Source organism: Streptomyces sp. NPDC002851 (genome assembly GCF_053591935.1).
On sequence record NZ_JBSFUT010000024.1, the window covers coordinates 31,101 to 54,236 of the forward strand.

17 protein-coding genes and 1 pseudogene are annotated in these 23,136 nt (G+C 68.1%); 4 read left to right on the top strand and 14 right to left on the bottom strand.

Annotation, left to right across the window (positions count from 1 at the left end):
• Positions 1-37: 37 nt before the first annotated feature.
• The 10 genes and pseudogenes from ACWD10_RS24165 to ACWD10_RS24210 form a co-directional block, all read right to left on the bottom strand.
• The gene (locus tag ACWD10_RS24165; protein WP_451094310.1) at positions 38-1,369 is read right to left on the bottom strand and encodes an MFS transporter; all 1,332 of its coding nucleotides are present in this window, start codon (positions 1,367-1,369) and stop codon (positions 38-40) included.
• Between the two features lie 86 nt (positions 1,370-1,455).
• Entirely contained in the window at positions 1,456-3,570 is a 2,115-nt protein-coding gene (locus ACWD10_RS24170; protein WP_451094312.1) for a molybdopterin-containing oxidoreductase family protein, read from the bottom strand.
• A complete protein-coding gene (locus tag ACWD10_RS24175) occupies positions 3,560-4,663 on the bottom strand; it encodes a hypothetical protein (RefSeq protein WP_451094314.1) in 1,104 nt (367 codons plus the stop codon). The genes ACWD10_RS24170 and ACWD10_RS24175 overlap by 11 nt, the downstream gene beginning before the upstream one ends.
• A gap of 6 nt (positions 4,664-4,669) precedes the next feature.
• Positions 4,670-6,025, bottom strand: a complete 1,356-nt coding sequence (locus ACWD10_RS24180) for a DUF6002 family protein (RefSeq protein WP_451094316.1) — start codon at positions 6,023-6,025, stop codon at positions 4,670-4,672.
• Between the two features lie 47 nt (positions 6,026-6,072).
• The gene (locus tag ACWD10_RS24185) at positions 6,073-8,280 is read right to left on the bottom strand and encodes an FAD/NAD(P)-binding protein (protein ID WP_451094318.1); all 2,208 of its coding nucleotides are present in this window, start codon (positions 8,278-8,280) and stop codon (positions 6,073-6,075) included.
• An 849-nt stretch (positions 8,281-9,129) separates the two neighbouring features.
• Positions 9,130-10,143: a hypothetical protein gene (locus ACWD10_RS24190; protein WP_451094442.1), complete on the bottom strand. Its 1,014-nt coding sequence runs from the start codon at positions 10,141-10,143 to the stop codon at positions 9,130-9,132.
• 269 nt (positions 10,144-10,412) lie between these two features.
• A pseudogene (locus tag ACWD10_RS24195) lies at positions 10,413-11,054 on the bottom strand (serine/threonine-protein kinase); the annotation flags it as partial.
• A 443-nt stretch (positions 11,055-11,497) separates the two neighbouring features.
• Positions 11,498-11,899, bottom strand: a complete 402-nt coding sequence (locus tag ACWD10_RS24200) for a response regulator transcription factor (protein WP_451094320.1) — start codon at positions 11,897-11,899, stop codon at positions 11,498-11,500.
• Positions 11,896-12,624, bottom strand: a complete 729-nt coding sequence (locus ACWD10_RS24205; protein WP_451094322.1) for a hypothetical protein — start codon at positions 12,622-12,624, stop codon at positions 11,896-11,898. Before ACWD10_RS24205 ends, ACWD10_RS24200 begins: the two co-directional genes overlap by 4 nt.
• A 73-nt stretch (positions 12,625-12,697) precedes the next feature.
• The gene (locus ACWD10_RS24210; protein ID WP_451094324.1) at positions 12,698-13,186 is read right to left on the bottom strand and encodes a hypothetical protein; all 489 of its coding nucleotides are present in this window, start codon (positions 13,184-13,186) and stop codon (positions 12,698-12,700) included.
• Positions 13,187-13,955: 769 nt separating this feature from the next.
• Between ACWD10_RS24210 and ACWD10_RS24215 the strand changes: the two genes are divergently transcribed.
• Genes ACWD10_RS24215 through ACWD10_RS24225 form a run of 3 tightly spaced genes read left to right on the top strand, consistent with a single transcriptional unit; the run spans position 13,956 to position 16,487 of the window.
• Positions 13,956-14,420, top strand: coding sequence for a hypothetical protein (locus ACWD10_RS24215; protein WP_451094326.1), 465 nt, complete (start codon positions 13,956-13,958; stop codon positions 14,418-14,420).
• On the top strand, positions 14,417-15,160 hold the full coding sequence (locus ACWD10_RS24220) for a response regulator (protein WP_451094328.1): 744 nt from the start codon (positions 14,417-14,419) through the stop codon (positions 15,158-15,160). The genes ACWD10_RS24215 and ACWD10_RS24220 overlap by 4 nt, the downstream gene beginning before the upstream one ends.
• A 16-nt stretch (positions 15,161-15,176) precedes the next feature.
• Positions 15,177-16,487 carry an ATP-binding protein gene (locus ACWD10_RS24225; RefSeq protein WP_451094330.1) on the top strand — a complete coding sequence of 437 codons (1,311 nt, stop codon included), beginning with the start codon at positions 15,177-15,179 and terminating at the stop codon, positions 16,485-16,487.
• 80 nt (positions 16,488-16,567) lie between these two features.
• Here ACWD10_RS24225 and ACWD10_RS24230 read toward each other — a convergent pair whose 3' ends face one another.
• From ACWD10_RS24230 to ACWD10_RS24240, 3 genes are all read right to left on the bottom strand, one after another.
• A complete protein-coding gene (locus tag ACWD10_RS24230; protein WP_451094332.1) occupies positions 16,568-17,023 on the bottom strand; it encodes a hypothetical protein in 456 nt (151 codons plus the stop codon).
• Positions 17,024-18,055: 1,032 nt separating this feature from the next.
• Positions 18,056-20,377, bottom strand: a complete 2,322-nt coding sequence (locus ACWD10_RS24235) for a galactose oxidase-like domain-containing protein (protein WP_451094334.1) — start codon at positions 20,375-20,377, stop codon at positions 18,056-18,058.
• A 468-nt stretch (positions 20,378-20,845) separates the two neighbouring features.
• On the bottom strand, positions 20,846-21,028 hold the full coding sequence (locus tag ACWD10_RS24240; protein WP_451094336.1) for a hypothetical protein: 183 nt from the start codon (positions 21,026-21,028) through the stop codon (positions 20,846-20,848).
• Between the two features lie 179 nt (positions 21,029-21,207).
• On the opposite strand from ACWD10_RS24240, the gene ACWD10_RS24245 reads away from it, so the two are divergent.
• Positions 21,208-21,699 carry a hypothetical protein gene (locus tag ACWD10_RS24245; protein WP_451094338.1) on the top strand — a complete coding sequence of 164 codons (492 nt, stop codon included), beginning with the start codon at positions 21,208-21,210 and terminating at the stop codon, positions 21,697-21,699.
• Between the two features lie 1,050 nt (positions 21,700-22,749).
• Here ACWD10_RS24245 and ACWD10_RS24250 read toward each other — a convergent pair.
• On the bottom strand, positions 22,750-23,127 hold the full coding sequence (locus ACWD10_RS24250; RefSeq protein WP_451094440.1) for a DUF6194 family protein: 378 nt from the start codon (positions 23,125-23,127) through the stop codon (positions 22,750-22,752).
• Positions 23,128-23,136: the final 9 nt, after the last annotated feature.

Sequence of the window (23,136 nt, forward strand, 5' to 3'; positions counted from 1 at the left end):
GAGCGGTCTGTAGGTCCAAGACCACCGACAGTCGCCCTCAATCGGCGGAGGCGGTCCCTTTCGGGATGGACCGATAGGACGCCATGGCGGTCGCTGCCAGGAGCGCGGCCGCTGTCCCCGCGGCGACGCGCAGTCCTGTCGTCATGCCGAATCCGGTGGTCGAGATCAGGACGCCGAAGACGGCGACGCCGATCGCGCCTCCGGCCTGCCTGCATGAGCTCAACAGCCCCGAGACCACGCCGGCCCGTTCGGCCGGGACCGCTTCGAGCAGTGCCGTCATCATCGGCGGCGAGGCGACGCCGCCGCCGATGCCTATGGGCACCATGGCCAGAAGCAGGAGCCAGGTCGGTCCGTGCGGTCCGACCGCCAGAACGCCTGCGAAGCCCGAGGCTTCGAGCAGCAGTGCGCACGCCATCGGGTAGCGCGGTCCGAACCGTGTGGTGAGCTTGCCGGACAGCAGGTTCGACGCGAGAACGAATACCGTCAGTGGCAGGAAGGACAGGCCGATCTCCATCGGTGACCAGCCGCGTTCCTGCTGGAAGATGAGGGCGAAGATGAACATGAGGCCGTAGTAGGCGAAGTTCAGCGCGAATCCGGTGGCGAGGCAGGAGGCGAATACGGGCGACCTCAGTTCCCTTGGGTTCACGAGGGGGGCCACGGCGCGCGCCTCGATGCGGAGGAACCAGAGCGCGCCGGCGAGGGAGACGAGCAGCGGTAGGAGCACGGCCGGTGATCGCAGGCCCGTCGATGCCGTCTCGATCGCGGCGAACGTGAAGCCGGTGAGCGCGACGATCGCGGTGAGCTGACCGGCCAGGTCGGCCGGGGAGCGCTGTGGTGCCGATCGGGGGGCCCGTGCCAGGCCCGTCATGGCGAGCAGACCGAAGGGGACGTTGACGAAGAAGATGGCGCGCCAGCCGAGCTGTGCTGTGAGGAATCCTCCCGTGAGTGGCCCGGCGGCGACGGCCGCTCCGCCGCCCGCTGCCCAGATGGCGATCGCCCGGGCCCGTGCGGCCGGGTCCGGCAGGCACTGGCGGAGCAGGGCGAGGGAGGCGGGCAGGACCGCCGCGGCGGCCGCGCCTTGCAGGATCCGGGCGATGATGAGGACGGTGATGTTGGGGGCGAGCCCGCAGGCGGCTGAGGAGATGGAGAAGGCGAGCAGTCCGTAGCCGAACAGGCGGGTGGCGCCGATCCGGTCGGAGACGGTACCGGCCGAGAGCAGTAGTCCGGCGAAGGCGAGGGTGTATCCGGCCACCACCCACTGGAGGTTGGACAGGCCCGCGTGCAGTTGGCGGTCGATGGCCGGCAGCGCCACGTTGACGATGGTTGCGTCGAGGTTGATCAGGAAGAAGCCGAGACAGGATGCCAGCACGACGATTTTCGTCCGGCCTGGCATACCCGTACCGGGCTTGGCGACATCGTCTGGCGTGCCGTCACGCAGCTGGGGCGACCTGGCGGTCATGGGCGACTCACCTGTCCTTCGCGGGGCTCGGCGGTGGGAGCGATGTCGACCCGGTTGTCGTGGTAGACAGGCCCTTGACCCGTGTCGGTATCGCGTTCGGCCACGGTGGCGTTGACGTTTGCCCCGCCGGTGAGCTTTGACCAGTGGCCTTTTGTGGTGGCGGCGACACCGGGCCGTACCGCGTCGGTGACCTGGACTTGGGCGGAGAACGATCCGCGGTCGTTGAACACCCGGGCGTCCTGTCCGTCGACGAGGCCGCGGCTTGCGGCGTCGACGGGGTGCACGGCCAGGCTCGGTGGGCCGACTCGCTTGGCCAGGCCGGGCCGGTTGGCGAAGATCGTGTTCAGGAAGTAGTGAGAGGCGGCCGAGATGAGGACCAGGGGGAATCTCCGCGCGAGTTCCGGATCAGCGACTTCGTGCGCCGGGGTGTAGCCGGCCACTCGGTCGAGGCCGGCTGCCTCGGCGGCGGCGGACACGAACTCGAGCCGCCTGGAAGGGGTCGGGAAGCCGTCTCGGAACCGAGCCTCGTGCGCCGAGTGGTTCAGCCGTACCCAGCCTTCAGCGCGTAGGCGTTCGAGGGTGATGCCGGACAGGGAGGGGTGAGCGGAGGCAAGCAGTTGTCGGGCGAGCTCTTCGTCCGAGTCGAACAGGCTCGGCTCGGTCAGTCCCATCCGCCGGGCCAGGCGCCTGAATATCTCCGTCGTTGGGAGGCACTGCCCGGCGGGTGCCACGGCTGGCTCGTTCCAGGCGAGGTACAGGTGGCCGTAGCCGGTGTGCAGGTCCATGTGCTCGGTTTGCATGGTCGTCGGCAGCACAATGTCCGCGTAGTCCACCGTGTCGGTGGGGAACTGGTCGATCACCACCGTGAACAGGTCGTCACGGGCCAGGCCGCGCAGCACTCCGTTCTGGTTCGGGGAGCTGGCCGCCGGGTTCGCTCCGTAGACGAACAGGCACTTGACGGGCGGATCGTGGAGGTCGAGCAGGCCCTCGGACAGACGGGTCATCACCAATCTGCGTACCGGCGCCCGGCGCAGATCGTCGCGGCGCAGTGCCGCGATGTCGCCGCCGAAGGCCCCACCGGTGGAGTACGACAGGCCCCCGCCCAGGTATTGCCAGTCCCCGGTCACCCCCGGCAGACAGGCCAGAAGACGCAGCGCGGCGCCCCCGCCCGCATGCCGCTGCATCCCCATTCCCGCCCGGATCGCCGTCGGGCGGGTGCGGGCGAGCCGCTCGCCCAGCCCGATGATCTGCTGCTCGGGCACCCCGGTGATGTCGGCCACGCGGACAGGCGGATACTCCATGATCCGTCGGCGGAACTCGCTCCAACCGAGCGTGTGCTGGGCGAGATAGCCGCAGTCCTCGAGCCCGAGGGTGACGACGACGTGGAGCAGTCCCAGCGCCAAGGCGCCGTCGGTTCCCGGGATCAGGGCGCAGTGTTCATCGGCCTGCTTCGCCGTTCGAGTCAGCACCGGATCGACCGCGACGATGTGGGCGCCGTTCCGCTGTGCTTGTTTGATGAAGCGCCACAAGTGGTGCCCCGTGGTGAGCGTGTTCACGCCCCACAGCAGGATCAGCTGGGCGTGCGCGAGCGACTCCGGATCGATGCCCTGTTTTGTTCCCGTGGCGAACTGGACGCCTTCGGTGCCGGCGACCGAGCAGATCGACATCACATGCTCGGATGCGCCGAGCACGTTCCACAGTCTGGCCCCGGCCGGGCCGCGCATGCCCTGGAGATGGCCGAGGCTTCCGGTGCCCCAGTACGGCCAGATCGCCTCGCCGCCGAAGGCGGTGCGTATGTCGTGCAGGCGCTCGGCTATCTCGTCCAGCGCCTGATCCCACGTGATGCGTTCGAAGCGGCCGGCGCCTTTGGGACCGGTGCGACGCAACGGGTGACGCAATCGGTCCGGTGCCGTCGTGTGCTCCACGTACTGGTTCACCTTGACGCACAGTGTGCCGCGGGTGAAGGGGTGGTCGCGGCGGCCCTCGAGCCGCACGGCAGCGCCGTCCTGGACAGTCACGGTCCAGCTGCACCCGTCCGGGCAGTCCAGCGGACAGGCTCCGGATGTCGTGTGCACCGGGAGGGTGGGGAGGTTCTTGCGGTCAGAGGGCACGTGAGGATTCCTTGCTCCGCAGTCGCTGCCGCACCCGGCCCATCTCCGTGGCGAGCGCGGCGATCTCCGACGGTTCCACGGTCCGCGGGAGTTGCACATGGCGTTCGACCGCCTCGAGGGTGCGATCGGAGAACTCCGCGCGCCCTTCGCGGTCCACGGCCACGCCGTCCCTGGCGCCCCAATACGACTGCCACACGACGGCGGTCGCCTCGCTGACGCCAGGGGGCAGGTCCAGCTCGATCCGCCCCTGTTCGATCCGCACCGGATACCCGCCGGGCAGACCGAGCGGTCCGGGCACATGCGTGCTGACCGGGTGTTCACCCAGCAGATCACGCACGAGCAGTGCTGCGGTGTGCCCCGTCAAGGAGTTGAGCATCCGCCGATCGCAGGCCCGCAGGGGCGCGAGACGGTCGTGGACGTCGGTGACTTCGTCTGCGCCGATCCACGCCCGCGCCTCGTCCTGCAGCTCCGGCGTCGACAAGTGGTAGTGGTGCGCGAGAAGGCGGAGCTGCTCCGGTGCGCCCGCATCGGAGCCGGCGCCGGTCAGGGATGCGGCCAGGGTGGCGATGTTGCCGACTCCGCAGTGGATCGGGCCGCCGAGAGCCGCCAGGACCGGGTTGACGGCATCGGGGAAGCTCGCGTTCACGAACATCGTCCCCGGCCCCCCTGCGCGCGCGACGGCGTGGGACATCTGTGCGGAGAACTGCGCATGGAACGCAAACGCCAAAGCGATGCCGCCGGCCCGGACCAGATCGGTCCATGCGGAGGGGCGAACACGGGCCTCCGCAGGAGAATGTGTGGAGGAGCAGTTGAGCACGATGTCGGCGCCGACTTGGCCGACGAGTGCCGCCACCGAGTCTCCCGGCCGGTCTGCGTTCATCTGGTGGGGTGTGCAGCGCATCGACGTTCCCCGCAGGGCCGCCCGGCACGAGGCCACATGGGCCATGGTCGACAGCCGACCCAGGGATCGGGCGATCAGATGCACGGCGGTGGGCCCGCCACCGCTGTCGGTATCGGCGAGCGAGTACAGGACGCTCTGCGCCAGGGAACCGCTCCCGATGACAACGACCGTTCCCCTAGGAGTCCTTGACATGGCGCGTCACCGGCCTTCGGCTGCGCGGCGTACCGCTTGGTAGAAGTCGTCGACGCCCTGGATCTGAACACTGCGCGCCGAGTTCAGCACGGTGTAGTCGTCCTCGCTGTAGCTGCCGGATGCGTGGACGAGGATGTCGCGATCGCCGATCAGCCCTCGGTCGATGCCGTTGAGGACCCCGGTGACCGCCATGACCAGGCTCCACTCGCGCAGCCTGCGCGGATCGGCCGGCAGCGGCACGCCTCCGGTCACTGCGACGAGGTCGCGGACCTCGTTGTAGCGCTGGAGGCACTCATGCACCGACACGACGATGCCGGCACCGCCGTTCTGTCTGATGACGCTGTTGATCCGCTCCGAGGTGACCGGAGTCCTGGAGTAGAAGGTCGCATCCAGGTGCTCCGCGGGGTCGAACGTGACCGCAGGGAAGTGCGGGTCCTCGTCCTGGACATAGAGCCCGTCGGACTCCCGTCGGCGGTAGGTCGGCACCAGGTCCATGTCGAAGGAGTCGTGATAGAGGCCGAGCACCATGTCCGGCGTGCCGAGGTGCTGGACCAGCATCAGCTGCAGGGCCGGCAGGTCGATGCCGAGCTTGGCGAGCTCTCGGTGACCGAACTGCAGTCCCAGCAGGCCAAGCGCGCTGGAGACGGCATGTGCGTGCATCCGGCCGCGACCGGTCGTGGGCATCAGGTCGTGCTCGGCCAGAGCACGGACCATGTCCGCCACCATGTAGTTGCGCAGTTCGAGCGTATGCCACAGCCGCACCCCGTAGCGCGAGAAGAACTCCTCGCTATGGCGGGACATGAACTCCGCGACCATGAGCTTCACATGCACGGGCACGTCGCAGTCCATGACGGTCATGGGGTTGAGCTCCCGCAGCCGCGGATCGTCGCTGAGCGCGGACGACCACAGCTTGTGCCGCGACGCCTCGGGTACCACGGTCGCGATCTGTAGCTCGGTGTCGCGCACGAGTCCCACCTCGACGGCCCGCTGCACGGCATGGCGCAACGCCGTCGCCTTGTTCCCCGACGAGGGCGAGATGAGGAATACCCGCTCACCGGTGTTCCTGATGTGGTTGACGGCGCGAGCGACGTTGATCATCGATCCGAACGTCTTGGTGGTCCGCGTCCCGGGATTGCTCATGAGGTTCAGCAGCCGCAGCGAGCAGTCGCCGTACGCGCCGAGCTCGGCTATGCCGATGCCGGACGGCTGCAGGAACTTCTCCATGGTCGCGTCGAGCACTGGCAGGTCGAACGCGGGCAGGAACTGCTCCGCGGGGACGAATTCGTCCGACTGCTGATATTCGTTCATGGCGCTCTTGAGCACGTCGTAGTAATGCGCCAGGGCGTTTTCGATGTGGTTCATGGCAGCCTCGTTGGTCGTAGTGTCTGGCCGTGGAATGTCTGCGGGGCCTACTGGTGCGCGTCGGGCTCCGGGGCCGAACTCCCGTGGAACGCGGCCCAGAAGCCGTCCAGCCACACCACGATGTCCCGCATGACGACGTCGTTGTGGTGCGGGCGCAAGGCGGAGAACTGATAGGTGGCGCGGGCGGCGGCCGCAGGCCCGAGGACGGTGATGGCGTCGACGGGGCGGCCGTCGTGGCCGAGCGCTCGGGACCGCTCATCGAGATCCAGATAGCCGGGGACGAAGTCCGCCTGGCCGGGTGTCGTGTTGCGCCAGAGCCGGGCCAGCTTGCGCTGGATGAGGTTGCGATACAGCGGACGCACGTCCCGCGACGCGTCGAAGGGGTGCACCCGTGCGTCGAGCACCACATCCAGCGCCGCGCGCAACGAGGTCTCGCGGCCGTGCAGGACGAACTTCCCGTTTTCCTCGTCGAGTTGGAGCATCGCCCGCGGCCCGGCCGAGAGGTCCAAGATCCCCTGTTTGGCAAGGGCCCGTATCTTCGCCATCACCACGGGCGAGGCACCACCGGAGAGCTTGTTCTGGATACGGCGGTGATGTTCCAGGAAGCGGCGATGCGCATCGCCGCTCAGTCCGCCGCCGTCCACCGCGTAGCTGATGACCTGCCGCAGGTCACGCCATACGCCGTCCACACTCGCCTTGAACGGGTTATCGCGATTGCCCTGGTGCGCCCAGGTGAGATCGCGGTCCAGGAAGTCCAGATACGCTCGGCGGAATTCGTCCGGTGCCGCCCCGGCTCGTGTGCGGACGGGGTGGAGAATCGTCTGCCAGTCAAACCGGTTGCCTGTCGGATCGGTGTCCAGGCGCCAAGGAGAGCGGTGTGGAACCGGCACCGGCGAAGGACGGTCGTCATCGATGGTGACCTTTGCGGCGACGTCCGGTCCGAAGACCACTGTCAGCCAGCGGGTCAGCGTCCCCCGGGCGTCCCAGCCGGGCACGACGCGCCTGGCTTCGTTCACCGACCGCTTGTCGGCCATGACGTCGCGCAGCGTCCCGCCGATGATGTCGACCAGCGCGTCGACTCCCGGCAGCAGCCGCTCAACTCCCGCCCCCGCAGCGGGATCGACCGGTCCCGTAAGGAAGCGCTCGTAGTCGCCTTGTACGTGCGCGACGATGAGATCGCCGACCGACGGCCCGAACAGCGTGCGGTAGTGCACATACGCCATCTCCAGGACGATCAGCGGCATCACATGTGCCTCGAAGTCCAGGCGAGGACGCTCGCCGTTGCCGGCGCGCAGTCCGGAAGCGTCCCTGATGCGGTCTACCGCATCCCTGGTCAGGAACCGTCCCCTATGGGGGCGATCCTTGCGGCTCAACGGTCGGGTGTACGGGAAGATCCCGCTCGGGCTGAACGCATACACCTTGGCCGGCTCCGCGCCACATGCCTCGTAGCGCACACCATCACGGTTGTGTGAGAACCGGCCGCCGCGCCCCTCGGTCAGGTATAGGATCTGGTCGATCGCCGTCAGCCCGAGCCCCGCGCAGCCGACCGTCACCTCGGGAGCGATCGACTGCGGAGAGAGCGGCTCCTGCAGCGGATAGGCGCTCGGAACGTAGACGGCACCAGTACGCCGGGAGAAATCGAGATAGGCCGCGGGACCCGGTTCGTGGGAGCAGTCATTGCTCGAGTGGCCGGTGATCAGCAGCACCTGATCCGCCCTGCACTGGACCCCCGAGGTCGAGACGACATCCATGCGGCCGCCGGCCGTGGGGACGAGGTCGGTGACTTCCTCCGCGTGCAGCGCAACCGTGACGCCCGCCATCCGGCGAAGCTCCCCCACATAGCGATCGAACATCTCCCGCAGGGCCAGGCCGTGTTGACGCCGCCTGGGCGAATCCGTCGGTTCCAGGTCGAACGCCGGATCACCGGTTATCTCGAAGCGGTGACGACACCATTCGTGCAAGGTGGGACGCTCTTTCGGATCACGTATGCGATCCGCACCGGCCACCGTGGGATCAGCGGCGAACGCGACCTGGGCACCGGCCCGGTTGAGATAGCTGGTGTGCGGCTGATCGACACCGTGCACCAGCCCTGATCCGAACTCGCCAGCCAGGTCGTATACATGGACCGCGAGCCGCCTGCCGTTCAGCTCACCGACAGTCGCGGAGAGACGCTCGAGTGCGTAGGTCGCCCTCGGACCGCCGCCCACCACGGCGAGCTGAAATGCGTCGGATCGGCCCGGATTCTGTTCTTCCATAGCCCCATCGAGATATGACGTAGGTGTCTGACTGCTGTCCTGGCGTGGCAGAACCACGCCGCACCGAGATGCCTCCACGGCATGGCCGGGTTCCGATCCCGTCATGCCTGCGCCACCTGGCTGAAGCGGGCGGCGATCTCAGGCAGCGTGAGCCCCGGACGACGTCTTGGATAGTGCCCGCCCGGGGCCACGGCTGCCTGGTCGCTTGAGCAAGGCCCGCAGCGCCGCCGGGGCCTCCCATCCGGCCAAGAGGGCGTCGCACCGACGAGTTCGGTAGCCACGCCGGGAGCGACTGAGTCTCGGTGATCATCGGCTCGATACCGGGCCGAATTCGGTCGACTGAGCGAAGAGGGGCAGGAAGCTGCTTGAACGGGGGCTGGTCCCGCGTGGCGCCCGCCCGGGGATCGAGGCGAGCGATCGACTCCATCGGCAGCGCTGGGAGGTCGAGCGGGGTCAGTCATTGCTTCCTGTCTTCGTGGTCGCTGATGCGCCGCGTCTCGCAAGCACTTCATCACGAAATGATCACGTGCCTAGACCTGTTATGGAACGGCTTCTAGGTGAACAGGAACCTAAGTGATCATGACGTGATGTGCGGTAAGCCGCATAGCGCAGGTACGCGGCAAGGCTGAGTAATATCAGCCCAGTTGGTGCAGGTTGACCCTCAAGCCCTGCGTCCGAGACTCGCCGCCCGGGCCCAGGGAGAAGTCCCGCCGGTAACCAGGTCGGCGTCACCGGTGTCGCCGGGCTGTAGTGATGTGTACGGGCGGACACTCCGCGCGGACGGCTGGTGCGCGCAGCGTGGCGATGGCCCTCAGCGGGCGTGAGGCGGTTGCCCGTCAGTTCAGGCGTTTACGGGAGGCAGTCGCCCGATCCTACGATCTCGGGTGTGCCGCTGTTTCCCTCATAGACAGCTACCGACCAACGTGTGTAAATCCAGGTCTTGTTGCGCCTGTACTCGGCCATGAGCCTGCGACATACGGTTTTGGAGACGGTGTCTTGGAAGTTGGCCCTCTGGGCCCGGCCTGTGAGTGCGCCGTAGCCGTCGAAGGCCCACACATACGCGGCCTTCTCGGCGGGGTCGAATCCGAGATTGATGGCGTCGTCCGTGTCGAAGGGCTCCAGGCCGTGCCATTCGGCAACCCTGGCGTTCCAGGCAGTGTTGACAGCCTTGACGGTGGCACCGGCGATGCGGATCTCGTCCTCGTCGCTGCTGGGTATCTCGGCGTTCTCCACACCCTCCTCGGTGCCCTGCCACTGTCCGGCGTTCTCGGTGAAGCAGCCTTCGGTGGCTTGCCCGAAGCCGAAGGGATCTGTGTCGATGTCGCCGTCGGCGATCTTCCAGTAGACGGAGAAGCGGCCATACGGCCAGGTGGTGGGAGCATCCTTCAACCGGTGCGCGAGGGCGGAACAGGCGGCCATCTCCCCGGCTTTGCGGAAGACTTCCCGATACTCCTCGGGAATCTGTAGGTTCGGGCCACCTGTGATCACCACTGTCTGCGCCCGCTTGTTGAAGGTGACTGTGGGCTTCATGAAGTCCATGTCCTTGGTCGCGAGCATGACCTTCATGTGGTCCCGGATTGCGTTCTCGGCGGCCTCCTCCTCCGGGTTGTCGGCCATGGTGCTTGCTCTCCACTCGTCGGGGTGTGGCTGGGACAGGTCGTCGCTGCGCGTGTAGGCGGGGTTGAGTACTCCGGCCAATGGGTCCGTCGGGACTTGGACGGTGCGCGGATCGGCCGGCTTCGTGGGCGTGCCGCCGCCTGGCTCGGCGGATTCACTGCTCTGCGCGGTGCTCTTGGGCGGCGGGGCGGCGTTGCCGGTGTCGCCGCTGTCGGTGTTCGTGGGGAATACGAGGTTGCCACCCACGATGGCGCCGATGGTGGCCGTGATGGCGAGGACAGCGGTAAGGGTGCGCTTGCGGGACGACGGGGCCAGGGTGCGCCAGGTGGGTCGTCCAGGGTGGGCATGGCCCATTCGGCCGCGATGAGATTGCCGACCGTGGTTGGCTCCAACCCGGCACTGTCACCAAGGACTTGGGTGGTCTGAGAGGCGAGGAGCAGCGAGCACTCCTCGGCGGCAGTGCCGGCGGATATTCGTTCGTCAGGGCTCTTCGTGAGGGCGCTCTCCACGATCGCCCGCAGTTCCTGGGGGATGCCGTCGAGGTGGGGTGCGGCGGACATGACGCGGTAGGCGACCACGTCCGGGGCTCCGGTGCCGAAGGGGAGGCGGCCGGTGGCGGCGTAGGCGACGAGTGCCCCCCAGGCGAACACGTCGCCTGCGGGTCCTGTGGTGCCGGTGCGGTAGTGCTCGGGGCTGATCCAGCCTGGGGTGCCGGTCATCACGCCGGTGCGGGTCACGCTGGTGCCGTCAGCGGCGTGTGCGATGCCGAAGTCAACCACGTTTGGCCCAGCGGGCGTGAGGATGATGTTCTGTGGCTTGACGTCCCGGTGGACCACACCGGCGGCGTGGATGGCCGCCAGCGCTTGGGCGGTACCGGCAGCGAAGGCATAGAGGCTGCCGTCCGTGAGAGGGCCGTGGGTGGCCAGATGCTGGTTCAGGGTGGGGCCAGGGGCATAGGCCGTGGCCAGCCACGGGGGATCGGCCTCCGGGTCGGCCGCGAGGAGCGGTGTGAGGCACGGGCCCTGGACGCGGGCGGAGAGCTGTACTTCGCGGCGGAACCGGGCCCGGAACTCCGGGTCCTCTGCCTGCGCGGAGTGGATCACTTTGACGGCGACCCGCAGTCCGTCGGGGGCGAGTCCGGCATGGACGGTGCCCATGCCCCCCGAGCCCAGACGGCCGATGATCCGGTACGGGCCGATGCGGGAAGGGTCACTGGGGCGGGCGGGCTGGACCAGCCCGCCAGGAGCGGCACTCACGAAAATCCCCCTCGATGTGGTCAGTCAATCGACGGCCGGATGGTAGCCGCAGCCGACGGCCGGAGGTTGGCCTGGACTTCGCGGACGGCCCGCGCGCAGTTCGGCAGGGTAATTCCGTGGTGTCAGGCATCGGACCCGAGCTCTCCCCTTTGCCGAGGCGGGTATGCCTGTCTTCAGAGCAGCGAGAAGAACCCGGTTCGGCTCATGTCGTTGTAACGGCCGCCCGGTGATCGGAACAGGGTGGGGCGTTGTCCGAAGACCCGATGGAGTCAGTGTTGTTGGGCGCATTTCTCCGCTCTCTCCCGCACCCCACAGCGACAAGGCACGGGAAGAGGTTCGCCGTGTCAGCGGGCCGGTGTCGCCCGGCGCAGCAGAGCGCGCAGCCGGGCGGCCAGGACGTCGGTGGTGAACGGTTCGGTGAGGCAGGCGTCGGCACCGCCGTCGAGCCCTTCGACGACACCGCTCTCGTCGTTGCCCATGAACAGCATCAACACGGGGACGTCGCCGCGTTCGCGGATCGCGCGCGTCAGGCTGACACCGTCCAGGCCGGGCAGGCGTACATCGGTGAAGACCACGTCGGGAGGGTCGGCGTCGAAGCGGGCCAGCGCGTGGCGGCCGTCGGCCACGGCGGCCACCTCGAAGCCGAGCCGTGTGAGACCGATCGTCGCGGCCTCGCGGATGACGTCGTCGCTCTCGACGACCAGGACGCGTGTTGTGCGGCCGCGGTCGGAACGGGGAGTGGTCATCGGGTGCCCTTCGCCGGAGTCCGGCCCAGTTCGGGAGATGCGGAGGGCGCCGGGCCGAGCACACTGGAGATGGATTCCAAGGTGTGCGAGGCGTCATTCCACCGATAGCGGTCGGTGCTGGCCTGGTCGCCCATCCCATGTCCCTCATCCGGGCGCACTTGACGCACGATGAGGTCACGCCCCTGGAGGTCGACGCTGGTGCCCGCGTCCGCGGCGAGCCCGAGCAACTGCAGGACCCTGCCGTTCTCCACGCGGTACACGTACAGCTCGGCATAGGCGCTCTCCCCGGGCGCGCCCGTCTCAGCCGCGCCCGGGTTCTGATCGACCAGGAGCAGCAATTCGGGTCTGCCGTCCCCGGTGATGTCGCGCAGCACGGGCTCGCGCAGCCCGCACCCGGGGCGACAGGTCGCCGCAGCTCGTTTGCTCGCGTCGCTGACACCAGGGTCTTTGGCGATCACGGTGCGCGGGTCGAGGCTGCGGGCGTCGGCGTCCTTGGCGAGGGATAGGCCGGGCAGAGGCTCGGGCTCGTACGCAGGGACCGGTGGGGGTGACGGACGGCCCGCCGGGGCGGGTGGGCGCTTGACGCTCCACAGTCGCTCGGGCATGACCGGCAGGTCGACCGAGTCGTTCGCGTCGATGACCGCTGATCGGTCCTGGCATCCGGTCACGGCGGCCATCACCAGTGTGATGAGCACGACCGGCCGGCGGGCGAGTCCGCTGCGCATTGTGTGCTCCCCTGTGTTTCCCGGCCGTTCCCCTGTGTCCCTTTGGCTTTCAGGCGGGTCAGTGCGGGGCGTTCTAGAGTTCCGGGCCGCCGTTGTTGGCCTTCTCGACGGCGGCGATGCCCTTGGGGGTCCAGCCGCCGTTCGGTGCGATGTAGTCCTTGTCCAGCCACCGCTTGAACTGCTGCAGCGCGGTCACCGGGTCGTCGGAGTACTCGATCTTGTTCGGGTTGTGCCATCCGGTCTTCTGCAGCCGGGACAGCTCCTTCATGGCGGCGTCGCGGTCCTTGGTGAGGCGGACGTCCGGCTTGCCGGAGGCGGGCTTCGCCGTCGAGGGCTTCGACGGCTTGCCGCTGGGGGCTATGTTCGACGGCTTCTGGGAGGCGGCGGGGGTGGCGGGAGAGGACTGGTCGCCCTGCGGGGACTGTTCCGCCGGTGACGAGGCCTGGGGTGAGCCGGCCGGCTTGGTCGGCGCGTCCGACTGCCCGCAGGCAGCCAGGGCCGAAAGGCTGATTCCGACGGCCGCGGTCAACAGCGCGGCCTTGGTCTTCGACGACGTACGCATGGCAGGTCCTCTATGTCATGAGCATGGCTCGTGAGTGTGGCTGCGATCGTGTGCGGAGATCACGTGAGGGGTTCCGGCCCACCGTGGCATCGCACTGCGGCAGCGGTGTCCCTGTGCCATCACATTGGTTCGGCCGTTACGCGGCACTCACGTAACGCACGTAACAGCGAGCCAAGGCCGAGCCGGCACCGGGCCCGGCAGGTGAACTCACGACGACTGTTACGTATGAAAGATCACTGTGACCCAAGTGATGAACAACGGCCGCGTCGATGTGACGGCTGTGTGGTCGCAGCGCCGAAATGGGGGGTGAGGATGCGAATATCCCTTCCGGGTTCCCATCAGGTTCCTCCGGGGTTCCTGCAGGGGCCCTTCCGAGGATCTTTCCCGAACCCTTTCCGGACTCTTCCGGCGGAAGGTGCCGCACAAGCGGCAGTGGCGGCGATGTGTGGAGGAGGCGGAGCGTATGCGCCGATGCCCCCTGGGGCGTTGCCTGTCGCCCCGCCGCGCTCGCACCCGCACGGCGCATGGACGCACGCCGCTCCTCGCGGCGTGCCTGGCGCCGTTGTTCCTTGCCGGCTGCGCTCACCCCACCGGTGTCGTGGACGCGGGCCGATCCGTCAGCGCGCCCCCGGTCCCCCGGCCACTGTGGACGGTCACCAGTAGTCCTACGCCCTCCAGCTCCCCGCAGGCCCCGCCGAAGCCGCCCCGTGCCCTGCCCGACCTGACACTGCCGCAAGGGGCCGACGCACGAGCTCTGGATGCCAAGACCGTGATCGCTCGAGACCCTGACGTGTCCGATGAGGCGCGCCGCTCCGTCGCCCTGTGCACCGAGGGCTGCGGACTGCGCTCGCCTGCGTGGCGCGACGTGACCGGCGACGGTAAACCCGAGCTGATCGTGCTCATCGACGCCGACCCGCGCATCGAAGCCAAGAAGAACGAGTACGGCGAGCCGCTTGGCAGCGAGTTGTACGTCTACCGGGTCGATGAGGGCCGGGTGTTCCAAATCCTCGGGATGGCCGTCGATGCCGGTACCACCGTGGAAACCCTGGGCCACAACCTTGTCCTGCGCACCGTCTCCAAGCAGGCCTGGAACCGCACCACCGACCAGATCACCACCGACCGCTATCGCTGGGAGCCCCACGTGGGTGTCCTTGAACTGGTCGCCAGCGCGATCGCCCCGGCCCCCGCGAACCGCGTCACGCCCGACGCCACGACCCCCCGGAAGCAACGATGACCACTCCGCCCGCCGACAACGGCCAAAATCCCCGCATCCTCGTCGTGGAGGACGACGACGTGATCCGCGAGGCGACCACGGTCTCCTTGACCCGTCTTGGCTTCGACGTGACCGCGGAGGCCGACGGTGCATCCGCCCTCCAGCGCTTCCGCGAGGACCCGCCGGACGCGGTCGTCACCGACGTGATGCTGCCCGAGCTGGACGGGGTCAGCCTGACCCGCTCCATCCGCGAGGCCAGCACCGTACCCGTGTTGATGATCTCCGCGCGCGGCGACGACATCGACGTCATCGCGGGTCTGGAAGCTGGCGCCGACGACTACGTCACCAAGCCCTTCCGCGCCAACGTCCTCGCGGCGCGGCTGCGTGCGCTGATGCGCCGCGCCTCCCGCGACGCGGTGCAGGATTCCCCTCGGCCTGAACCGCAGGCGCCCCCCGAGCCCGAACGCCCGCCCCACACCGTCCGCAAGGTCGGCGACCTGGAGCTGAACACCGACACCCTGGAGGTGTGCGTCAAGGGCGAGTTGCTGCCCATGACCCCGACCGAACTGCGGCTGCTCCTCGAACTCACCGCGTCCCCGGGCGTCGTGGTGAGCCGCGAGACCCTCCTCAGAGAGGTCTGGGACTACGCCTGGGGTGGCGACACACGTGTCGTCGACGTCCATGTCCAGCGCATGCGCGCGAAGATCGGCGCCGAACGCATCGTCACCGTGCGCGGTTTCGGCTACAAACTCGTCGGCTGAGCGGGCCGTGACGCACGTGTCCCGTCTCCTGGGCAGGATCTCCGCGCTCTTCGGACGGCGCTGCGGTCTTCTCAGCACGATCTGCGGGCCCTTTCACATCCGTATCCGCCGCCAGGGCCGCCGTGCGCGCGGACTGCAGACCCAGATCGCCGCTCTGATCGCGGTCATCTCCTGTCTGCTGGCCACCGCGTTGGGCCTGCTGGTCGTGGTCACCGCCGCCGAACAGCGCCTCGACCTCAACCGCACCATCGTCCTCGGCCGTCTGGAGAGAGCGCTCACCGGGTACGTTGAGACGTCCACGGTCACCGGTGACGGTGCCGCCCTCGACGCCGACGGCCTGCCGCCCGAGCTGGCCCGTAGAGTCGCCGACGGACGCGTTGCGACGCAGCTCGTCGAGGGCCCCAAGGGACCCGAGCTGTGGGCGGCCGCCGGTGTGGGCTCGCGGATCTTGTCCGTACATGGCGACTACCGCCTGGAGCAACAAGCCGATCAGCGCTTCAACCAAAGCGTCGTCGTCCTGGCCGTGGGCACCGCGGTCATCATGTCCGGCGCCGGGCTCTGGCTCGCCAAACCCCTCAGTGCGCGCCTGCGGCGAGTCTCGCGCACCGCCCGCGAGATCGCCGACGGCCGCCTCGACGCGCGCATCGGCGAGGTGCACGGCGCACACGAGATCACCGAACTCGCCGTGTCCGTCGACCAGATGGCGGCCGCCCTGCAGGACAGGCTACGCACCGAGCAGCGTTTCGCGGCCGACGTTACCCACGAACTGCGCACCCCCGCCGCCGGGCTGTTGGCTGCCGCCGAGATCCTGCCCGACTCCCACGAGGCCGACCTGGTGCGCGATCGTGTCGAGGCCCTGTGCACCCTGATCGAGGACCTCCTCGAAGTCTCCCGCCTAGACGCCGACGTGGACACGGTCACCCTCGAACCGCACCACCTGACCCAGCTCCTGGAGCGCACCATCGCCTCCACCGGCCTGCCCGTGGCAGTGCAGATCCGGGACGACTCAGCGGTCCTGACCGAGACGCGCCGCCTCGAGCGCATCGTCGCCAACCTCCTCGCGAACGCCCACCGGCACGGCGCACCACCGGTCACGCTGACCCTCGACCACGGTGTGATCACCATCCGCGACCACGGGCCTGGCTTCCCCGCCGAGCTGCTGGCCCAAGGCCCCCGCCCGTTCCGCACCGGCGGCAAGGGCACCGGCCTCGGCCTCACCATCGCCGCCGGCCACGCCCGCCTCCTGCGCGCCGGGCTCACCTTCACCAACCCGCCCGACGGCGGCGCGCAGACCACCCTCACACTCCCGCCGGACAGCGATACCTGACGAGAGACCAGGAGCCAGCGCATCCCGCGTCGAGGAGCCCTGACGTCGCCGGGATGAAGCCTCCCGTTGATCGTGAAGCCTCACTGGAACTGCTGCCAGCCGGGCGTGTCGGTTGAGCACGACCTGTGCCTTGGCCGCGTGAAGGGGGCGGTCGGCGCAGTGCATACCCGCCGCCAACAGCGCGTAGAGCATCCGCTTCTCGTGCAGTTCGGGGAAGGTGCCCAGGAACCCCCGGTGACTTCCAGGAGTTGGTGTTCGGGTGTCCGCTCACTTTCCGGCCGGTGCTGGGCGAAAGCATCGGCGATGTCCTGTAGGTGCTCGGCCATGGGGAGTTGGTTCCAGTTGGCGTCGTCGCGTTCGGACCATCGGGCGAGCACGGCTGCCGGGGACGTCAGTTCTTCGGCCAGCGCTTCGGTCTTCTGGCGGCGAAGAACGTCGGCGATGGCCTGGCGGCGCTGGGCGGCCAGCAGCGCGGCGACGGCGGCCTCGTCGTCGGGGCGCAGCCTGAGGTCGAGGTCGGCGGCGCGGAGGCGCACGATCCGCTGGGTGTGGAGGGCCTGGAGGACGCCGGGATTGCCTGGCCCGAGAAGGGCAGAGCATCACCTGAGCCCTCAACCGGACCGCCTCAGGAACGCCGAAGCACCCACAGGTTCGCTGAGCGGTTCCCGCCTGGGCCCTGCGCCTGCCCGCCGTTGGAGACTGAAGGAGTGGCACCGATCGCAACCACATCAACCTTGCTCACCCTGATCTGCAGCGGCCTCGTGGGGTGAGTTTCGTCGGAGCGTTTCACGATGTCGAGGCTGAGCTGGACCTCTTCGCGGGCGAAGTCGACCAGGCTCCCCGCGCAGCCGCCGTCCGCCCAGATGAGGCGGATGGAGAATTTGGTGCCGCTTGCGCCCCCACCCTTTGCCGCCGTCCCATCCTGACGCTGCGTGCGGGACGTTCACCGCCGCCCGCACCGACTGGAGTCCATGATCGCAGCCGTCGGATCCGGTGAACGCCCCTCCTTGTCACGGACTTGTCACGGAGCAGGTCGTGGAGCTCGGCCAGCAGGGCCGTGGCCTGCTGGCGGCGCGCGACGTCGTGCACGCGACGGTACGGCGGGAAGTCCGCGGCAGGTTGACCCACGTCACCCGTTGTCGACGACGTAGCGGACCGAGTCGAGCATCACGTGGTGGCAGTAGCCCTCTGGCCAGCCCCCGGCCCCTGAAGCCAGGACGGCACCGGCAGCAACGGCCGAATAGCATGCTACTCCGCCTCGCTCATGTCGTAGCCGCAGCACGGGCTCCGGTCCGTCCGGTCCGCGGTCTTCCCGAACCGGTGCGCGAGGCAATCGCACAGCGACAGGCGGAAGCCTTCTCACAGCCGTTGAGTTGTTGGGGCCGGGACCGACAGCTGCGCTGAGGCCAGACGTCTACGCGGCGGGGGGCGTATCACCGGGCAGGGTGCCACGTCGCACGCTCGGAACGCCTTGACGGATACGGACGGCATGCGTACTGCCGTGCCCCCTTGGCCCACTGGGCCGTGGGTCAGGAGGCTGTCTCGGATTGCTCGGATGCTGAACCGCATCACCGGGCTGTTCTCGTCATCCGTACCCACCGTGCTTCCGACGGAACGCCGTCGCTGTCCACCACGACGAGCAGGTAGTCGCCGGGCGGTGCTGCGGCCGGGTTGCGCGGTGGGATCGCGGTGATCGTCCACCCCTCGCCGTCCGGTTCGCATGTGGTGTGCAGCCACACATAACGCTGGTCGTGGTCGTAGCCATGGGTGACGGCGCCCGGGCGGATCAGAGCGACCCGGGACTCTTTCGTCAGACCATCTCCGCGGGCGGTGATGGTGAGAGCGCGGCCGTATCTGAGGGCCGGGCCTGCGTCTGCCGCCCCTTCAGCATCCATAGTGTCGGCGGACAGCTCGACGATCGAGGGCCGTGGCCCGCGCCACAGGTAGGGCGGCAGGTAGCGTTCGGCGTCGGTGTGGACTCGCACCCACTGCGACACCTCGTCGTCGTTCGCCCCGTAGCCACCGGTGCTGCCCGCTTTGAGGACCGTACCGTCGGGCTGGAGAAGGGCGGTTGCGTGGTACCGCCGGTCGGTGTGGGCGGTGTCGGCGGTACTGAAGGTTTCGGTCACAGGGTCGAACAGTTCCGAGTCATAGACAGGGTTCTCGTTCTTTGCGCCCCAGCCGTTTCGCGACCCGCCGCTGACCAGGACGGAGCCGTCGGCGAGCAGTGTGGCGTCGCACAGGGTCCGCCGGTGACTCATCGACTCGATCTTGCGCCACCCCGACTGCCGGGTCAGGCCGCGGTTCGTGTCGAGGTCGAAGATCTCCGCAGTGGCGGTGGTCTTCTGCGTCGGCGTGTCGTCGCGGTGGTCGGTCACCGTCTCCTGCTGACCGCCCAGGGCAAGGATCCGCACTGTGCTCCGGCCCGGTTCGAGCGGCAGCAACACGTACGAGCCGTATGTCGGGTAACTTCGCGAGCCCGTGGTGTGCATCGGGTAGAACTTCGGGGCCCGATGAAGTGGGCGGCGGGAGCGGTAGCGGTAGAGCCACGCCTTGTTAGTCTCCGCCATGGCGATGACGGTGCCCTCCGCGTCGTTCTGCGGCAGCATGAAGATCGCAGGATACGTCGCCAGCCGGTCTTTCTCGGGAATCGCTCCTTGGTCGATGAGGTCCACCGCGCCCAGGTCGAGCGTTCTTCCCGTCTCCGGGTCGAAAATCAGGTAGTCGTTGTTGATCCTGTCCCACCAGTGCTCGTTGTACTGGCAGTCCCAGCTTCCGCCGGCGATGAGCATCAGGCCGTCCGGAAGCGCCGTGACGGTCGGGTACCACCGCGGCGGGTCGAGGAGCACGTCCTCTTGCAGGGTGTAGCCGGGGTTACGGCAGGGATCGTAGATGTAGAGCCGGTCGCCGTTGTTCCCAGGAGGCTGGCCGTGGTCATCGGGGTCATGCACGATGTGCCCGCCCGCGATCAGCAGGCGCCCATCTGGCAAGTGGCCATGGCCGGCGCAGAAGAGGTTCTTCTTCGGCGTACCGTGCGGCCCGTCCATCGGCCTGTCGAAGGCCCGGAGGCTGTCGAGGTTGAGCGCTCGTGATTCGAGATCGCCCATACCCTTCACATTCCACAGCCATTGGCCCGGGAGGTTGGGGTCGGGCTTGAACGAGCCGTCCGCATAACGTTTCCTGGCCGCGGAGAACATGATGTCCTCCGAACTCGAACCCTTCCTCATCAGGGCGGCATGCACGGCTACGATGCCCAGGTCCAGAGGCGTTCCGTTGCGGCCGGCGGGCTGCCACTGCCCGCCGGTGGGCTCGGTCCACACCTCGACCGTCATCTTGCCGTGCGGCGTACGTACCGTGAGCCGGTCAGCGGGCACCTGCGGGGATCCGATACCGCGCGGAACCACCCACACAACCGCCGGCTTCTCCTTGGAGACCGACACAGTTGTCGTCCTGGACTGCCCGGCTTGTCGACGACTGGTACCCACCGTGGTGATCCCTGACGTGCTGTCGACCACGAGAGAGAGTGTCTCGTTCTGTGACGTGCCCAGAGTGAGGGGTACCGCGGCTCCATGACCGGCATGGCGGGAGGCACTGTCGAGCCTGAGCCGCAGCCAGTTACGCCCCGCACGCACATCGGATCGGGATACGTCGAGAAAGTCGGGACGGTGTGCGCTCGGATGTGCTGCAGCCTGGCCTGGGACGATGAACATCCCCGCTGCGGCGGCCGCTGTGGTGAGTACGGTGCGGCGCGCGAGTGGCTTGCTGTAGAGCCCCTCGGACAAAGAATTCAACGACCGCTCGGAGATGGATTCAGACACCAGCCCTCCACACAGCTTCTGTCGCGAGCGGCCCCAGCATTCCCATATCGATGTCCGATAGATGACCGACACGACGCACCCAAATCGGTGAAGACTTAATTCGACAGTGAGTTCAACCCGGTCAAATGAGGTTTCCAAGAGCGCAATCACTGAATGGGGGACGGTGTTTCGGGCCTGCTTCCCCCAAGTCCAGTCCACAGGTGGCATGGCCGGCAGCGCCTCGGCCGTGGCCTTCGGCCACTCTGGTGCCACCGTCCGCAATACGCCCCCCACTCGGCCCCGGGGAAGACGGACACGACGCTTTCCCGAAGCTCTCGGCTTGCCCCGCGTTCATCCGGGGCCTGCCCTTGCGGCGCCAGATAAGGCACGTGCCGATCAGCACAACTGCGACTGTACGGGCCCAGACCGGGATACCCGATCATCTGGATATGACTTTGATTCGGCGCCGATCCCGCACTAATCGTGACTGCCGGTGGTATCACCAGGGAGGGGCTCGCGGCCTTCCTTCTGCCGGACGCAGTCGCGCAGCCGGTGGTGGAGCTAGGCGAGCAGGTCCATCAGCTGCCAGCGGCGGGCGAAGTCCATCTCCCGTCGCAGGGCGTCCTGTTCACCGGCGACAGCATCGCCCGGGGCCCAGCCGGGGCAGCCCACCTGGGCGTCTTCAACGTCGACCGCACGGGGCCCCGACTCCTTCCACCGCCAGGCCGCGCTGGCCACGGACATGATCTGCCTTCGGCCACGCGAAGCACTCACCACCGACGCCGTGAAGCACCTGCGTGCGGCAGCGGAGCGGCTCGCCTGACTGGCGGCGCCGCTGCCCGACGGGGATGCGAGACTGGGCGGCCGTGAACGGCATAGAGGGGCGGGGGAAGTTGGTGCGTGCGCGAGGAGTGCGGGTCTGGATGGCGGCCGGGGCGATGGCGGCGCTCGTGCCGGTGACGGGATGTGCCCAGCTCCTCGAAGACCGCGGCCCGCTTCCGCCGCGCCCCTCCCCGGTGCCCGCGGACACGGTGGTGTCGGACATGATCGAGGCCTTCGCCGCGGAGGGTGTCCGCCTGGACCGGACACCGCGGCGGGAGCTCCCGATCGACTGCTACGAGCGGCTCGTCGGCCGCTACAAGGCCTCGGCGAGCCACACAGCCGTGAAGTCCGCCTTCGTCCACGCCCGTTCGGCCTACGACTGGCGGCCCGGCGGCGGCCTCGGCAGCACAGGAATACCCAACCTGCAAAAAGGCAACTGGACGGCGATGGCCACGGTGCCCTCTCCACACCAGCACGGCCCCGACGTGACCCAGATCTCGGTCACCCTCATGTGCCACGACCGCCCCGAAACGAGCCCGCGCCCGGCTCGGCCCAGCTCGACTGGCCGGACCTTGATGAGTTCATCGCCATAGAAACCGACGACGATCAGCACGCGACCCGAAACGCCCGAGCGTTGCGAGATCTGATCCGTAAAGCGCATCGAGACAGGTGAGCTGGCAACGCTGAGCGCCGAGGCGCAGCGGCTACGGCCGCGGCGGCGGCCGAGCAGTGGCGGGCCGACGACCTGCGTATACGCGAAGCACTGCTGTGAATTCCTCCGTCTTTCCCCTGCCCGGGCCCATCCCCTGGGCGCGAGGGAACTCACGTGGGATCGTGGCCTTGCCAAGGCTCCGCGGGCACAAGGCGCTGGGTCCTCACACCGTTCACCACCGTGCATCTGCGATCAGCCCCGCGGTACGGGGAGCACTTGTTCTCCGGTAAGGCGTTCATCTATTGCCCGGGATCAGCCCCACGGACGCGGGGAGCACTCGCCGACGACGGAGACCGTGGAGCAGTACGGGGGGTCAGCCCCGCGGGTGCGGGGAGCACGAGCTCTTCTGTGAGGGTGTCGAGCATGTCGTGGGATCAGCCCCGCGGGTGCGGGGAGCACACCGGCTGCAGGGCGGGGTCCTTGTGCCGGTTGGGACCAACCCCGCGGGTGCGGGGAGCACACTCGATGACCTGGCGCGTTCCGATAGCCGAGGGGCGTTTCCCAGTACTTCCACCGCTTCGCGCATACCAGGGAAACAGGACATACCCCGCTCTCTACGTTAGAACACGGCTCCGCCCGAACCGTACCCCGCGGCGTCACTCGCTACCAATCTTCGCCCTTGCCCGCAGCAGGGAAAGCCTGACGTCTTTGCTCCTGACTCACCGGCTCACCTGGCACCGTGTAGGCATCCGCGCCTCGCTCCTGCAGCAAAAATCAGCGACCTCCGAAGTGACCGCCAGAGGCTCGTCCGCCACTCTTGCCATGAGCCGCTCAGCACCAACACAGACCGACTCATGCAGCTGCCTCGCGCCCGGCGAGGGCCAGACCTGCAGACCAGATCCCTCCACACCCTTCGGCACTTCATCCGCCATATCCAGCAACCATCCAGCAGCCGTACCTACAACGAGAGCTGACCACGGATGACGAACCGTCAGACGGTCCAGCACAGATCCAGCAACGGTCGCGGACGGGACCGTCCGCCACTCGGGACGCACCCAACTGACCTGCATGTTTGCCTAATTTGAGAGTCGACGCTATGGCGCACGCTCCTAGTTTCCTGGAACGTCGTACGGCCGACGTGGATGTTCACGCGCCAGCGGCCCGGCGGGTCGAGGTCGGAAGCAGTGTCGTCGGGGTAGTCCTTGGTGACGATGTTGCCGTACGGCTGGACGTTTTTCGGCGGCTGTCCGTCGGGGGCGTAGTAGAAGAAGGCGTCTCCCCAGGCGAGCTCGGGGAAGTCGCTTCCGGGTTCCGGCACAAGGACGAGCGCGCCGTCGAAGGCGCGCACGGTCGCGATGATCTGCTCCATACTCATGCT